Source organism: Halalkalibacter alkaliphilus (assembly GCF_023555415.1).
Taxonomy (GTDB): domain Bacteria; phylum Bacillota; class Bacilli; order Bacillales; family Bacillaceae_D; genus Halalkalibacter; species Halalkalibacter alkaliphilus.
In genome coordinates this window covers 42,067-56,613 of the sequence record NZ_JAKRYL010000011.1, presented here as the reverse complement: position 1 = coordinate 56,613, position 14,547 = coordinate 42,067, and the positions used below count along the sequence as shown (strand labels likewise).

Annotated in this window: 15 protein-coding genes; 12 read left to right on the top strand and 3 right to left on the bottom strand. The window is 38.5% G+C overall.

Translation table 11 applies throughout. The annotated features are described in order from the left end of the window. Positions 1 to 41: 41 nt before the first annotated feature. The 6 genes from tpx (at position 42) to MF646_RS11780 (ending at position 5,661) form a co-directional block, all read left to right on the top strand. A complete protein-coding gene (tpx, locus tag MF646_RS11805) occupies positions 42 to 542 on the top strand; it encodes a thiol peroxidase (protein ID WP_250096704.1) in 501 nt (166 codons plus the stop codon). 193 nt (positions 543 to 735) lie between these two features. Further along, on the top strand, positions 736 to 1,725 hold the full coding sequence (locus MF646_RS11800) for a class I SAM-dependent methyltransferase (protein ID WP_250096703.1): 990 nt from the start codon (positions 736 to 738) through the stop codon (positions 1,723 to 1,725). Positions 1,726 to 2,116: 391 nt separating this feature from the next. Further along, on the top strand, positions 2,117 to 2,311 hold the full coding sequence (locus MF646_RS11795; RefSeq protein WP_250096702.1) for a hypothetical protein: 195 nt from the start codon (positions 2,117 to 2,119) through the stop codon (positions 2,309 to 2,311). A gap of 37 nt (positions 2,312 to 2,348) precedes the next feature. Beyond that, positions 2,349 to 3,536: an acetate kinase gene (locus tag MF646_RS11790; RefSeq protein ID WP_250096701.1), complete on the top strand. Its 1,188-nt coding sequence runs from the start codon at positions 2,349 to 2,351 to the stop codon at positions 3,534 to 3,536. A 329-nt stretch (positions 3,537 to 3,865) separates the two neighbouring features. After that, on the top strand, positions 3,866 to 4,822 hold the full coding sequence (locus tag MF646_RS11785; protein ID WP_250096700.1) for a 3'-5' exoribonuclease YhaM family protein: 957 nt from the start codon (positions 3,866 to 3,868) through the stop codon (positions 4,820 to 4,822). 5 nt (positions 4,823 to 4,827) lie between these two features. After that, a complete protein-coding gene (locus MF646_RS11780) occupies positions 4,828 to 5,661 on the top strand; it encodes an EcsC family protein (RefSeq protein WP_250096699.1) in 834 nt (277 codons plus the stop codon). Between the two features lie 106 nt (positions 5,662 to 5,767). Here the strand turns inward: MF646_RS11780 and MF646_RS11775 are convergent, their stop codons facing one another. Continuing rightward, positions 5,768 to 6,079 carry a hypothetical protein gene (locus MF646_RS11775; protein WP_250096698.1) on the bottom strand — a complete coding sequence of 104 codons (312 nt, stop codon included), beginning with the start codon at positions 6,077 to 6,079 and terminating at the stop codon, positions 5,768 to 5,770. A 238-nt stretch (positions 6,080 to 6,317) separates the two neighbouring features. Between MF646_RS11775 and MF646_RS11770 the strand changes: the two genes are divergently transcribed. The 4 genes from MF646_RS11770 (at position 6,318) to MF646_RS11755 (ending at position 10,061) form a co-directional block, all read left to right on the top strand. Next, the gene (locus MF646_RS11770; protein WP_250096697.1) at positions 6,318 to 7,529 is read left to right on the top strand and encodes an argininosuccinate synthase; all 1,212 of its coding nucleotides are present in this window, start codon (positions 6,318 to 6,320) and stop codon (positions 7,527 to 7,529) included. Further along, positions 7,529 to 8,905, top strand: a complete 1,377-nt coding sequence (gene argH / locus MF646_RS11765; protein ID WP_250096696.1) for an argininosuccinate lyase — start codon at positions 7,529 to 7,531, stop codon at positions 8,903 to 8,905. Before MF646_RS11770 ends, argH begins: the two co-directional genes overlap by 1 nt. 85 nt (positions 8,906 to 8,990) lie before the next feature. Then, positions 8,991 to 9,140, top strand: coding sequence for a hypothetical protein (locus tag MF646_RS11760; RefSeq protein ID WP_161784691.1), 150 nt, complete (start codon positions 8,991 to 8,993; stop codon positions 9,138 to 9,140). A gap of 162 nt (positions 9,141 to 9,302) precedes the next feature. Then, positions 9,303 to 10,061, top strand: a complete 759-nt coding sequence (locus MF646_RS11755; RefSeq protein ID WP_250096695.1) for an SDR family oxidoreductase — start codon at positions 9,303 to 9,305, stop codon at positions 10,059 to 10,061. Between the two features lie 523 nt (positions 10,062 to 10,584). On the opposite strand, the gene MF646_RS11750 is transcribed toward MF646_RS11755, so the two are convergent. Further along, the gene (locus MF646_RS11750; protein WP_250096694.1) at positions 10,585 to 10,875 is read right to left on the bottom strand and encodes an RNA polymerase alpha subunit C-terminal domain-containing protein; all 291 of its coding nucleotides are present in this window, start codon (positions 10,873 to 10,875) and stop codon (positions 10,585 to 10,587) included. 550 nt (positions 10,876 to 11,425) lie between these two features. On the opposite strand from MF646_RS11750, the gene MF646_RS11745 reads away from it, so the two are divergent. Both MF646_RS11745 and MF646_RS11740 read left to right on the top strand, forming a co-directional pair. Further along, positions 11,426 to 11,797, top strand: a complete 372-nt coding sequence (locus tag MF646_RS11745) for a hypothetical protein (protein WP_250096693.1) — start codon at positions 11,426 to 11,428, stop codon at positions 11,795 to 11,797. A gap of 238 nt (positions 11,798 to 12,035) precedes the next feature. Continuing rightward, complete coding sequence (locus MF646_RS11740; RefSeq protein WP_250096692.1) at positions 12,036 to 12,623, top strand: cell wall hydrolase; 588 nt, start codon at positions 12,036 to 12,038, stop codon at positions 12,621 to 12,623. Between the two features lie 744 nt (positions 12,624 to 13,367). Here MF646_RS11740 and MF646_RS11735 read toward each other — a convergent pair. Beyond that, positions 13,368 to 14,468: a M24 family metallopeptidase gene (locus MF646_RS11735; RefSeq protein WP_250096691.1), complete on the bottom strand. Its 1,101-nt coding sequence runs from the start codon at positions 14,466 to 14,468 to the stop codon at positions 13,368 to 13,370. Between the last annotated feature and the right edge of the window lie 79 nt (positions 14,469 to 14,547).

Sequence of the window (14,547 nt, the reverse complement as noted above, 5' to 3'; positions counted from 1 at the left end):
ATGTAAGATAAACTTGTACATAATCATTAGGAGGGGTAACAATGGCTGAAATTACGTTTAAGAATAATCCGGTTACACTATTAGGTACTGAAGTAAAGGTTGGAGAAAAAGCACCCAATTTTACAGTTCTAGCGAATGACTTATCAGAAGTTACTTTAGATGATTCAAAGGGTAAGGTACGCTTAATCAGTGTCGTTCCGTCAATTGATACGGGAGTGTGTGATCAACAAACACGTCGCTTTAACGAGGAAGCGGCAGGGCTTGAAAATACACAAGTGTTAACAGTAAGCGTTGACTTACCATTTGCTCAAAAGCGCTGGTGTGCAGCTGCAGGGATTGAGAATGTTCAAACGGTTTCCGACCATCGTGATCTTTCATTTGGAGAAGCATTTGGGGTTGCAATTAAAGAGTTGCGTCTGCTAGCTCGTGCGGTGTTTGTCATCGATTCTAATGATGTTGTCACGTATGCTGAGTACGTTTCAGAAGCAACGAACCACCCTGATTATGAAGCGGCAATTGAAGCTTGTAAATCTGCAAAATAATAATATTTAGAGGGTCTGCCCGACTAGCTATAGGGTGGGCCTTTTCTATTTTCTTTCTACTTAGAACTAACTTTCTGTATGAAAGAGTAGCTATCTGTTTAAAATGGATTAGTACTAAAATCATAAGTAGTATTAATAACACGCTTTTGCTAAAATAGTGGGATGAAGTTGAGTGTTAAAAGGGGAGAAGGTCTTGAATAGTACGAAAATGGAAGAGTTATATACATATTTAGATGATGTAGCATTATATTTAGAAACGAATGGGGAAGTGACATATTTAGAAGGGCTCGCAGAAGCTGGAGAAAATCTTTTTAGAGGAGAAGTATGTCAAAGTGTTAATCCAGAACAAAAAAAGTGGCTTCTTGATAAATTGAGCAGTATGGACCTAGAAAGTGTTTCAAAAGAGGATGTAAGAAAAGCCTATCAACTAGCAGTATTAAAAGGGATGAAAGGAGCAGTTCAGCCTCACCACTCTATGACGCCTGATGCTGTATGTTTATTTTTAAGCTATCTTGTTAATAAAGTGCTTAATAAGAGTGAAGAACCTGCCGTGCTCCTAGATTTAGCTGCAGGTTCAGGGAATTTGGTGAATGCTATTTTAAATCAATCCAATAAAAGCCTTTCAGCTGGTGCTTTTGAGGTAGATGAGACGTTGTTAAAGCTAGCATTTGTTAGCGCTAATTTACAGAAGCATGAGCTTCAGTTGTTTCATCAAGACAGTATTGAGCCGATTGCATTTCAGGAAGTAGATTTAGTCGTAACAGATTTGCCTGTAGGTTATTATCCAAAAGATCAAATAGCTCAAGACTATGTACTTAAAGCAGAAGAAGGTCACTCATTTATTCATCATTTAATGATTGAGCAAGCCATCAACAAGACAAAAGCTGGTGGGTTTCTGTTCTTTCTTGTTCCTAATTTTCTTTTTCAGAGTGAACAAGCAAAGCAGTTGCATGAATATGTGAAAGGTAAGGCGAACATTTTAGGATTGCTGCAGTTGCCAAAGAGTATGTTTCAATCTGACCAATTTGGAAAAAGTATCTTTATGCTTCAAAAGAAAGGAGAACAAACTAGACAGCCGAAGCAGGCTCTTCTAGCAGAACTTCCTTCTTTCAACAAAAAAGATTCACTTGCTGATATGATGAAGCAAATTAATAAGTGGTTTCAGGAAGAGTTAAGCATATAAAATGAAAAGAGTGTGGACCTTAAGCTAAAGGTACACTCTTTTTTGGTTTTAAAAAATACTGTGTTAAAAAGGCTGTTTTCGTAACGAGTGATGCTGTGAAGAAACGTTTTTCTCGTAGTGAAATGGAGCGGAAGTCACTCGACTCCTGCGGGATGAAGAGGGAGGTCACTGAAAAAGTCCTTTTTAGCGGATTCGAGGAAGCAGCAATGGCTCCACACGTTGCGCGCCTGCTATGAGAAACCCACTCATAGCAAGCTTTAAGACAAAGCAACGGTTCCGCTCATTGCTTAAAGGCCACTGAAAAAGGTCAAAACCGTACCTTTTTCAGTGGCCTCATGAAGAGGTAGGGGCGAGACCCCGCAGGCATGCGCCGAGGAGGCTCGACACCTCCTTGCGGGTGCGAGTGGCTGGAGCGCAATGGAACGAACATGAGGAGAACACGTACCAAAAACAACAATGTATGCGAAAACAGCCTTTTAAAAAAACGATTTCATTTCTGAAAATAAAGAATATAGGCGAAAAAAGTAGAAAAAAGGCGAATAAACTTGAAATGATGAATCGCTGGTGCTTAAATGGAAGAGGATAAAAGAAGTTAAGAGGAAAAAAAGGAGCGGTCAAAGCGAATGGCAAAAATTATTGCAATAAATGCAGGTAGTTCATCATTGAAATTTCAACTTTTAAATATGCCTGAAGAAACAGTTGTTACAAAAGGTTTAGTAGAACGTATTGGTCTAGAAGATGGTGTATTTACCATTGAAGTTAATGGAGAGAAGAATACAGAAACATTGGATATACCTAATCACGCTGTAGCTGTAAAAACGTTATTAGACAAGCTAACAGGCCTTGGAATTATTCAATCTCTTGATGAAATCGAAGGGATTGGTCACCGTGTTGTACATGGTGGAGAGAAGTTCAATGATTCTGTTTTAATAACGGATGAAGTGTTGGCAGGAATTGAGGAAGTTTCTGAGCTAGCCCCTTTACATAACCCTGCTAACGTAGTTGGAATTAAAGCGTTTAAAGAAGTGTTACCCAATGTACCAGCTGTAGCTGTATTTGACACAGCATTTCATCAATCGATGCCTGAATCTTCTTTCTTGTATAGTTTGCCGTATGAATATTATGAGAAATATGGCATTCGTAAATATGGTTTCCATGGTACATCACACAAATATGTATCAGAGCGTGCAGCAGAACTGCTAGGTCGTCCTATTGAGCAATTACGCTTGCTATCCTGTCACTTAGGAAATGGAGCAAGTATCGCAGCCATTGAAGGTGGAAAATCAATTGACACGTCAATGGGCTTTACTCCTCTTGCAGGTGTAACAATGGGAACACGTTCAGGGAATATTGATCCTGCGTTAATTCCATATATTATGGAAAAAACAGGCCAAGACGCTAATGGTGTTTTAGATACGTTAAACAAACGTAGTGGACTTCTAGGTGTTTCTGGTTTCTCGAGTGATTTACGTGACATTGAAGGAGAAGCGGAGAGTGGTAACGAACGTGCTGAATTAGCTCTTGAAGTATTTACTTCACGTATTCACAAATATATTGGCTCTTATGCGGCTCGTATGAGCGGTGTAGATGCAATTATCTTCACGGCTGGTATTGGTGAAAATAGTGATGTCATTCGTGAGCGTGTATTAAAAGGTTTAGAGTTCATGGGTGTTTATTGGGATCCGGCTTTAAACAAAGTTCGTGGGAAAGAAGCTTTTATTAACTACCCTCATTCTCCAGTAAAAGTAATCATTATCCCAACAAATGAAGAAGTAATGATTGCACGAGATACAGTTCGTTTATCAAGGTAATAGATTAATTACTCAAAAACCCTCCGACCTAGGAGGGTTTTTTTACAGGCCATTGAAAAAGGTATGGTTTGACCTTTTTCAATGGTCTTTAAGCAATGAGCGGAACCGTTGCTCTGTCTAAAAGCCTGTTATGAATGGGTTTCTCATAGCAGTCGCGCAACGTGTGGAGCCATTGCTGCTTCCTCGAATCTACTAAAAAGGACTTTTTCAGTGCCCCTCGGTTTTTTACTTAATACAGTTTTGCTTTTACGATGTAACAACGCTATCATTAGACTGAAATCTTTCTATGGCGCATAGGATATAGAAAGCAGCGTTAGGGGGGATTGCAATTGTTACAGTTGCAAGAAGGAGAAACGATTACAACTTTTTTTCTGATTAAAGAGAGAGAAATAAAACAAGCGTCAAATGGTAGCGATTATGCGAACTTTAAGCTTGAGAGAAATTTAGAAGTTATTCCGGCAAGGCTATGGGATATTACTGCAGATCAAATAGATCAACTGCAAAGAAAAGCAATTGTAAAAGTAGAGGGCACTGTCGTTAATTTTCGTGAAAAGTTACATTTGACGATTCAAAGAATTCGTCTTGCTACAGAAGCAGATCAAATCAATGTTTCAGAATTAATTTCCAAAAAGGGAGTTCACAGAGAAGCTCTTTGGCATGAGCTCAGGTTAATGATGGAAGAAGTTGAATCGGAGATAATGCGTCAGATCATTAAACAATTATTTAGCCGAAAAGTGTTACGAGAACGTTTAACAACGATTCCAGCATCCAAAAACTATCATCATACATATTATGCTGGATTGCTTGATCATATCGTTCATGTCACACAGTCAGCCCTGCAGCTTTTACCCCTTTATCCAAAAATTAACAAAAGTGTTGTGGTCGCAACGTGTCTCATTCATGATTTAGGGAAAACAGAGGTTTTTACAGATGCGGTCGCACCAGATTATTCAACGGCAGGAGAGTTTTTAGGGCATATTACGTTAAGTCTTGAACTTGTCCAAGATGCAGCAAGGGAAGCAGGAATCTCTAGGGAGAACAACGAATTATTAGCTTTAAAGCATTGTATAGCCAGTCAATACGGAGAAGTAAGTCAAGGGTTTGGAAGCACCGCGTCTCCGAAAACAGCGGAAGCAATCTTTTTTCAGCATATTAAGCAAATGAATGCAAAGCTACAAGCTTTTGAGATGGTACAAGAGAAAGCAAATGAACAATGGGTGTATTCTCCAATGTTAAAAAGAAAATTGTATACGAATATGAACGATCATGGTAATAAAGAGGGATAAAAACAATGAAAAAAACAGACCAATTACAAATTCGATTAGACGAAATAAGCGAATGGGAAGAGACTTTCTTTTCGTATGAAGCTACAGATTTAAAAACGACGTATAGTAGGTGGACGGAGCAAGTTTTTGATCAGCTAAGTGAGAAGACTAAAGAGAGATGGCTTACGGCTATGGATACATGTTTATTGCACTTGCAAGCTTGGCTACACCACTCTAGGTCCTATGAAGAAACAAAACGCAGAGTCATCTCTCATGCACGTACATTCGATCCTACGATTTCAACGATTGATGACTTACAAAGCCTTCCATTAGAGCAATTAGACTATTTAGCTGATCAGTTAATGGCAAAACAAAGATTGCTTGCGTTAGGTCAAGGCGGGTTAACTGGAATGGGAGGTGCCTTCCTCCTGCTTTCAGATTTACCTGCTTTAGCAATTATCCAGTTACGGTCCCTGCAGCATCTTGCTTTAGTGTATGGATATGATGTGAGACGTCCTGTCGAATTAATGAACATGTTAAAGCTATTTTATGTTGCGACGATTCCAAAATCCTATCAAGCAAATGAATGGGACAAGTTGTTGAATGAAGTGGAAAATCAAGAACGAGATCATGTCTTTTATAGTGGAGATGATGCCATTATGCAAGACGCCATTTTTGAACAATTAACAAAACAACTTGTGAAAAGCTTTGTAATTACTATGTTAAAAAAGAAACTTATTCAAGGTGTTCCTTTAGTTGGAATGGCAGTAGGAGCGGGCATGAACTATCGCTTCTCCCAGCAAGTCATTGATGTTGGACAACATTTTTATCAAAAGCGTCGATTAATAGAAGAAATGTAAAAAAAGAGCTGTCTGAGACGAAAGTTTTTTCAGACAGCTCTTTTTGAGGTTTATGAATTTTTTTGAGAAAACAGGCAACATCTGTGATGGTTTTACTATGATGTTACTAGGCAGCTATTGATGTAAGCGAGGGTGTGGTGCGGAACCAAATCCACAAGTCATTAATAATTGAAGCGAGTTCAGCCATTTCCAAGTTTAATTCACACGAACGTTCAAAATCTTCTTCTAAAGCTAATTGATTATGAACTAGCTCTATTTGCTGTTCAATTTCTTTAACCCGATCAGGAATGGTCCCTCGGATCGTTTCCCACCTTGTTAGGACCTTTTCTTGGCTGTCTCTATCTAGTTCAGTCCAAGATCCTTGGAATACTGGCAAGGATAGACGAAGTCGTGAATCATAATTGAATATTACACTCATGTAAATCACCTCAACTTCAATTTTAAAAGAGGAAGACGAAAATTGGAAACAAAATCAAAAAAAAAAGCAAAAAATATACTTGCCAAAACCAATCACCCCTGTTAAAGTTATGAATATTAATAAGAATTGTGTTTGGTTTTATGCAAAGTAGTGCAAGCAAGTAGAGCACTCATTTTTTTGAATAAGGATGTATAAAAATAATATTTTAAGTATTAATATTCATTGGAGGTTTTGAGAAATGAGCAAAGAGAAAGTAGTTTTAGCATATTCAGGTGGGTTAGATACATCAGTAGCAATCAAATGGTTAGCAGATAAAGGTTATGACGTTATTGCAGTAGGATTAGATGTAGGTGAAGGAAAAGATTTAGACTTTGTTAAACAAAAAGCATTAAATGTAGGTGCGATTGAGTCTTATTCAATTGATGCAAAAAAAGAATTTGCTGAGGACTTTGTTTTACCAACATTACAAGCTCATACAATGTATGAAGAAAAGTACCCACTAGTATCGGCTCTTTCTCGTCCGCTTATTTCTAAAAAGCTTGTAGAAATTGCTGAGAAAACAGGTGCTTCAGCTGTTGCGCATGGTTGTACAGGAAAAGGAAACGATCAAGTTCGTTTTGAAGTTTCTATTCAAGCGTTAAATCCTAACTTAAAAGTTCTTGCTCCTGTTCGTGAGTGGGGTTGGTCACGTGATGAGGAAATTGCTTATGCAAAAGAAAATAATATTCCAATTCCAATTGACTTGGATAATCCTTACTCAGTTGACCAAAACTTATGGGGACGTGCAAATGAGTGTGGAATTCTAGAGGATCCATGGGCGACGCCACCAGAAGGAGCGTATGAGTTAACAAATGCTATTGAAAATACTCCAGACCAAGCTGAGATTATTGAGATTGGATTTGAACAAGGTGTACCTGTTACATTAAACGGCAAATCATATCAACTAGACCAGTTAATTCTTCAATTAAACCAAGTAGCTGGTAAGCATGGTGTTGGACGTATTGACCATGTGGAGAACCGTCTTGTTGGAATTAAGTCTCGTGAAGTGTATGAGTGCCCAGGAGCGATGACATTAATTAAAGCGCACAAAGAGCTTGAAGATATAACGTTAACGAAAGAAGTAGCACACTTTAAACCAGTTATCTCTAAGAAATTATCTGAAGTGATCTACGATGGTCTTTGGTTCTCACCAATCACAAAAGCATTGCAAGCATTTTTAGAAGAAACGCAAAAAACAGTAACAGGTGTTGTACGTGTGAAATTATTTAAAGGTCATGCGATCGTGGAAGGTCGTAAATCACCGAACTCTTTATACAATGAAAAACTTGCTACGTATTCAACAGATGATGAGTTTGATCATAGTGCAGCAGTTGGTTTCATTTCATTATGGGGCTTATCAACAAAAGTGAATAGCATGGTGAACAAAGAGAAGAAGGAGGTCACTCAGTAGTGGCTAAGCTTTGGGGTGGACGTTTTACAAAAACAGCTGAGGAGTGGGTCGATGCATTCGGTGCATCGATCGGCTTCGATCAGGCATTAGTAGATGAAGATATTGAAGGAAGTCTTGCCCATGTGACAATGCTTGGAAAATGTGGGATTCTACCATCAGAAGAAGTTGAACAAATTAAAGCAGGGCTGAACATCTTACGTGAAAAAGCGAAAAACGGGGAACTTGAATTTTCTGTTTCTGAAGAGGATATTCATTTAAACCTTGAGAAAATGCTTATTGATGAGATTGGTCCTGTTGGTGGGAAATTGCATACAGGGCGCAGTAGGAATGATCAAGTTGCAACGGATATGCATCTTTATTTACGAAACAATACGAAAGAAATCATGGGAGCTGTTAAGAAGCTACAAGAAGCTTTGTATAATCAAGCAACGAAGCATGTAGAAACATTGATACCAGGCTACACACATCTTCAGCGTGCTCAACCTGTTTCTTTTGCTCATCATCTTCTAGCTTATTTTTGGATGCTTGAGCGCGATTATGGTCGTTATGAAGATAGTATGAAACGGTTAAACATCTCCCCGCTTGGAGCAGGTGCATTAGCTGGTACGACGTTTCCGATTGACCGTGCATATTCTGCCGAGCTATTAGGCTTTGATGATATATATCATAATAGCCTTGATGCGGTTAGCGATCGAGATTTTATTGTTGAGTTTTTAAGTGCCTCTTCTGTCTTAATGATGCACTTGTCTCGTCTTTGTGAGGAATTAATTCTTTGGTCAACACAGGAATTCCAGTTTATTGAGATGGATGACTCATTTGCAACAGGTAGCAGTATTATGCCGCAGAAGAAGAACCCAGATATGGCTGAGCTAATCCGCGGAAAAACAGGACGGGTCTATGGAAATCTTTTCTCATTATTAACAACATTAAAAGGATTACCGTTAGCTTATAACAAAGATATGCAAGAAGATAAAGAAGGTATGTTTGACACAGTTGAAACAGTCAAAGGATCACTTAATATCTTTGCTGGCATGATTGAAACGATGACAGTGAATACAGATACAATGGAAAAAGCTGTTCATCAAGATTTCTCAAATGCAACAGAGCTTGCTGATTATCTAGCAACAAAGGGAATGCCTTTTAGAGAAGCGCATGAAGTAGTTGGCAAACTAGTTCTTGTTGCCATTCAAAAAGGCGTGTTCTTACTAGATCTTCCTTTCTCCGATTACAAAGAAGCAAGCAGCTTATTTGAAGAGGATATCTTTGATGTTCTTCATCCAAAAACAGTTGTGGCACGCCGAAATAGTGCAGGGGGAACTGGTTTTGACCAAGTGAAGCTTGCTTTAGAGAAAGCAGAAAAATGTTTAAAGTTTTAAGCTAATCGATAATTTGTGAACATAAAACTAGTGGGTCTGTTCCATACTAAGTAAGCGATAGAATACTTAGAAGGGGGACATCGACATGAAAGAACACAAATTATCAAACCATGTTTATGACGCAGAAGGAGAAATGTCTGTTCATCAGCAAGTAATGGATTCTTATAGTCAAGGGACGCATGAACAGCGTCATCAAGACGAGATGCAGCACCAATACGATAAGACAAAGTATTAGGCTGCCGTAATCATGGAAAAGAGACTGTATTCATAGTCTATACAATAACCCCTTTTCAATGGTGGTTATTGTATAGCAGCTATGGAACAGTCTCTTTTTTTACTATCCGTTTAAAACATAGTATCATTTACTTATAGAAGATATGGGTGAGGAGGAGTAGACATGCGTCATGCCTTCATTACGGCTGGAACGAAGGGATTAGGTGTTCAAGTGACTGAGTCTTTACTTGCTGAAGGGTATTCTGTGACGGTAACCTTTCGAAGTGATCAAGACGTTGTAAGATCATTAGAAGAGAAATGGAAGGAATATGCAGATCATCTACAATTTGTTCAAGCTGATGTGACAAAAAAAGAAGATATACAACATGCTGTTGATCTAGCTATGGATCGATTTAAAAGGATTGACATTTTAATTAATAATGCTGGCCCGTATGTGTTTGAGCGGAAGAAGCTTATTGATTACGAAGAGTCTGAGTGGTATGAGATGATCGAAGGGAACTTAAGTGCTGTCTATCATTTACTACGAAGAGTGGTCCCTATTATGAGAAATCAGAATTTTGGACGGATTGTTACATACGGATTTCAAGGAGCGAATAGTGCCCCTGGCTGGATCTATCGCTCAGCTTACGCAGCCGCAAAAGTCGGCCTAGTTTCGTTAATGAAGACTGTATCGATTGAAGAAGCTGAATACGGCATTACGGCGAATATGGTGTGCCCTGGTAACATTTTAGGGAGCATGAAAGAAGCGACGATCGAAGAAGCAAGGCAACAACCGGATAGTGATACACCGATTGGACGATCGGGAACAGGGGAAGATATTGCTAGGTCTATTCTATTTCTTTGTGATGAAAATGCTGATATGGTTACAGGAACGGTTCTTGAAGTAACGGGCGGAGTCGATGTTATCCATCGATATCGATGATATAGCAAAAGCAAGGTAACGGGTTCGTTTTGAAGGTTAAAATGACAATAGATTTAGAAACTGAAATAACTAGTAAAATTATCAATTGTAATTAGCATTGAAAGACGCTCAGAGTAGTCAAAAAAAGGTACTGCCCCCGAAAGTTAGAGTGAAAAAATCTAACTTTCGGGGATAACCACCAAACTCTAAGCGTTTTTTTTATAGACTTATTCAATTATAGCTATCCGTTACTTGAAGAGGCTGTTATCTCCAACAAGAATAATTCATATTGATTTTTATGAAGTACTTATCCAAAGCTTTTCTGTCTGTTAGGGTCTTCATCGGCTTTATGAAGACTCTTTCCTATGTTTTTTTCCAGTCTGTTAGGCTCTTTATCAGCTTTATGAAGGGAATTAGCTTATTCAACTTTTTGCTCCATCAGGTTAACATTAGTTTTTTTTTATTTTATAAAGAAAAAGAATCCCGCTTGTTAAAGGAACGCACCCGTTTAATTCAGTGAAGTACGTCACATATTGAAGATTATTTATTCTTTAAATGATAACCCTTCTTCTTCTAATGAAGTTCTCATAATAGGTAAGGAAGCTGGTCCAATTCCATGAATTTTTAATATTTCTTTTTCAGTGTGCTTTGATAGTTCTTGCAAAGTGTCAATCCCTTCGTGAACCAATGCATTTCTTGCAGGTGAACTGAGTTTCGAAAGGAAACCGCTTTTAGGCTTATTCTCTTTATCACAGGTAGGGCAACTTGGGCACTCACTACTTTTGTAATACTTATGTCCCTTTTCACAAACCCTTAAACTTTTTTCTTCTTTCAAAATAATCCCTCCAAACAAATTCTGTATCAAATATTAGTATATTATATTTTGTATACACTCTCGATAAAACTATGTATGTTCCTATTTAACAATCTCACTCCGCAATGGCTCCACACGCTGCGCGCCAAAAGGAGAAGATCGCTCCTTTTGGCTTAAAAGCAGGCAGTGGCTTCGCGCATTGCGAAGAGACCTAACAAAAAGGGGAAGGGCGCCTTTGGGGGAAATCGAAGAAGAGCAATGGCTCCACACGCTGCGCGCCAAAAGGAGAAGATCGCTCCTTTTGGCTTAAAAGCAGGCAGCGGCTCCGCGCATTGCTAAGAGATCTAACAAAAAGGGGAAGGGCACCTCTTTGGGGGAAATCGAAGAAGAGCAATGGCTACACACGCTGCGCGCCAAAAGGAGAAGATCGCTCCTTTTGGCTTAAAAGCAGGCAGCGGCTCCGCGCATTGCCAAGAGACCAAGCAAAAAAAGCAAGAGCGTCTTTTTTTGCTTGGTCTCTTGTATAACATTCCATAATTTAACACACTTTAATAATGAGGTGATGTTTAAGATGAAATGGTATGTTGTGCCTTTTGTTATTGTTGTTGTGTTGGGGTTGTGTTTGCCGGTTCAGGCGGCGGGGACGGAGCTGATGACAGCTTTTTCTCTTAGGGTTACCGTCGTTGAAAATGATGTGATATATGAATGGGAATATGATAGTCCGAATCATTATGAATATGAGCAGGGAGAGCGGGTAGTAAAGGGCGCAGAGGCAAAAGAGAAAGTGGAAGAGATCGTCCAAGAATTAAAGCTGGATGAACATGCTGATGTAGACGATTTAGTAAAACGCCTAAAAAATTCATCTCATCCGGACATTGAACGCCTGGATATACGCTATATGAATCAAGATAGTAAGTTGTTCACATGGGTTTGGGAAGCGTAGCAATTTTAAAGAGAAAGCATGAAGTCATAGAGAAGGAAGATCATAAAATATAATGTTTTTAAGACCAAAATCGTGTTGATTTGGTCTTTTTTTCCATAAAAAGCCGAAGATTCCAGGGGATTTGCTAAACCTCAAAACAAATTGGTAAGCTTACCAATCATCTACTAATGAGATTCCTACGAAAAGCTGTTAGCCTTGATAAATGAGCCTGTATCATTACAAAAACAGGAGGGTAACCATGAAAATTATATTTGTCTTTCTCATGACAGTAATCGTAGTAATCGGTTCCTATACTGCAAATAAAGTAAACGCCGAAGCAAATATGTCTAGTCAACCAGGTGACGTTTTGGAATTGTTGTGCGTAAAATATGGTTTTAACCAATTTGAAGAGAATATAAAAAACGCATGTTTTGAGGACGAGCCTAATCTATTTATGACCTTAAAAGAAAACAGAGATGATGCGCTAACAATCTCTGATAAAGAAAAAGATTTACTTGCTCAACTCGTTCACGCTGAAGCAAAAGGAGAGCCATATGTTGGTAAAGTGGCAGTTGCAGAGGTCGTGCTCAATCGTGTGGAACATGAAGAGTTTCCTGATACAATTGAGGAAGTTGTTTATGAAACGAATGCATTTGAACCTGTGCTTAATAACTCCATTTATGAACCAGCTGACCAGGATGCGTATGATGCTGTGGAAGAAGCATTAGCCTATCAAGGAATTGAAGACGACATTGTTTTCTTCTATAACCCTGAGACAGCAACAAGCGATTGGATTTTTACACGTGAAGTTGTAAAGGTAATAGGAAACCACGCATTTGCTAATTAATAAAAGGCCGTTTGGTGGATTCGTTTAATGAAAAAAAGAGAAACCTGCACTCCGTTGTGATCTAACAATGGGGTGCAGGTTTTTAATTATAAGATACCCATCTAGCCCTAAAAGTGATCTTCAGTCACTAAAGCAGGAATGTTGAATGACGGTTTCAAAAGTAATAGAAAGATAAAAAGAGGTGGGAAAAAACGATGGCTAACGTTCAAAGAATTATTAAATATCTTTAGGGACCTATTTGTGGGAAAATAAGGAATAGTTGGTTCTCATAACGTACACCTTTTCATATATTAACAGGTAGTAACACGTTATGTTCAATATTGTATGGGGAACTAAATACATAGTTTAATCAACTAAAGGGGACAGATATGTTTAAGATTAATGTTAGAATGCCCTTATTTTATTTGATAGCAGCAACTATCGTTCAATTCATCTTTCATAGGGAAGTTAACTGGTTACAGAATATTAGTATTTGCGTGATAATGGTCTTGATTATGATGTTTTATAATTGGTCGAAAGTACCATATGAGTGGAAGAAAGACAACAAACCTGAATAAAAAATGAATAGTTTAGGGTACTGTCCCAAAAGTCCGGAACAGAGGTGGCAATGGCTCCGTTCGCTACGCACCGTGAGTGTGTAACCCACTCCTCTCAAGACTTTTAAAAGATGTAGCGATTTCGCACATTGCTTTTGGGTGTATCAAAAGGTCAAAAACAATCCTTGTTGATACACCCGGTAAAGTCTTATTTAATGACTTGTAGATCTTTCGGATATTGTGTTAAGCATTCATAGCCATCTGCCGTAATTAACACATCATCTTCAATTCTTACGCCACCTGTTTTCGGAACATAGATTCCAGGCTCAATGGTAAAAGTCATTCCTACTTGTAACTGATCATTATTTGTTTCGTTAAGAGAAGGGAGCTCGTGGACTTCTGTCCCTAATCCATGTCCAATTCGGTGTGGAAAATATGAGCCATAGCCAGCTTCTGTAATAATTGACCTAGCTTTACGGTCTAAATCCCCCAAGGTAGTACCGACTTGACATAGCTTTAATGTCTCTGTTTGTGCATGCAATACGGTATTGTAGATATTTTGCTGCTCTTCCGTTATTTGACCGAAAGCAACTGTTCTCGTGATGTCCGAACAATACCCTTCTAACACAACCCCCAAGTCAAATAAAACAAACTCACCTTCCTGTAGGTGTTTCATACTTGGTTTACCATGAGGATTGGCAGACTGCTCTCCACTAAGGACAAGTGTCCCAAATGACATTTCAGCAATTCCTTTTTTCTTTAACTCATATTCAATCATCGCTAATACGTCCATTTCCGTCCGTCCAGTAGAAAGAGCGTGAACGCCAACTTCAACACCATAGTCTGCTAACTTTGCAGCCTCTCGTAAAATAGCAATTTCTTCGTCATTCTTAATTAGGCGTAGATTCATTAATTTCGTTTCACAACAGATGAAACCTGCTCCTTTAGAAAGCTCTCTTAATTGTTCCGCTCTCGCTACAGAGAGTAGGCTTTTTTCAATAGCAATAGTAGAGCCTTCTATTTTTAATGAAGCAAGATAATGTGAAATAAGCTCCCATGGATTTTCATGGTCACTATAGCCAATAATATGATATTTCCAGCCGGTTTGTCGCACAAGCTCCTTTTCCATGTTTGGACAAATTAATATAGGTTCCTCATTCTGAAAGACAAATAAAGAAACTAATCGTTCATGAGGCTCACAACGAAATCCTGTAAGGTAGAATAAGTTCGCTTTTCCTTGTATAAATGCATACGCAACATCTTCATTTTTTAACCAGGTTTGCAAAGTTTGTAACCGATGATCTAACATAATGAACTCCTTTCAAAGCTTTATGATTATTCTTAATTTAACATCATATGTTAAAATAAGATAGACAAGAAGAAGAGGG

Bases quoted from the DNA above. Each gene is read 5' to 3' on its own strand.
- MF646_RS11770 (WP_250096697.1), top strand. From the start codon at position 6,318: ATGAGCAAAGAGAAAGTAGTTTTAGCATATTCAGGTGGGTTAGATACA.
- MF646_RS11775 (WP_250096698.1), bottom strand. From the start codon at position 6,079: ATGAGTGTAATATTCAATTATGATTCACGACTTCGTCTATCCTTGCCA.
- tpx (WP_250096704.1), top strand. From the start codon at position 42: ATGGCTGAAATTACGTTTAAGAATAATCCGGTTACACTATTAGGTACT.
- MF646_RS11740 (WP_250096692.1), top strand. From the start codon at position 12,036: ATGAAAATTATATTTGTCTTTCTCATGACAGTAATCGTAGTAATCGGT.
- MF646_RS11735 (WP_250096691.1), bottom strand. From the start codon at position 14,468: ATGTTAGATCATCGGTTACAAACTTTGCAAACCTGGTTAAAAAATGAA.
- MF646_RS11790 (WP_250096701.1), top strand. From the start codon at position 2,349: ATGGCAAAAATTATTGCAATAAATGCAGGTAGTTCATCATTGAAATTT.
- MF646_RS11755 (WP_250096695.1), top strand. From the start codon at position 9,303: ATGCGTCATGCCTTCATTACGGCTGGAACGAAGGGATTAGGTGTTCAA.
- MF646_RS11780 (WP_250096699.1), top strand. From the start codon at position 4,828: ATGAAAAAAACAGACCAATTACAAATTCGATTAGACGAAATAAGCGAA.
- MF646_RS11760 (WP_161784691.1), top strand. From the start codon at position 8,991: ATGAAAGAACACAAATTATCAAACCATGTTTATGACGCAGAAGGAGAA.
- MF646_RS11745 (WP_250096693.1), top strand. From the start codon at position 11,426: ATGAAATGGTATGTTGTGCCTTTTGTTATTGTTGTTGTGTTGGGGTTG.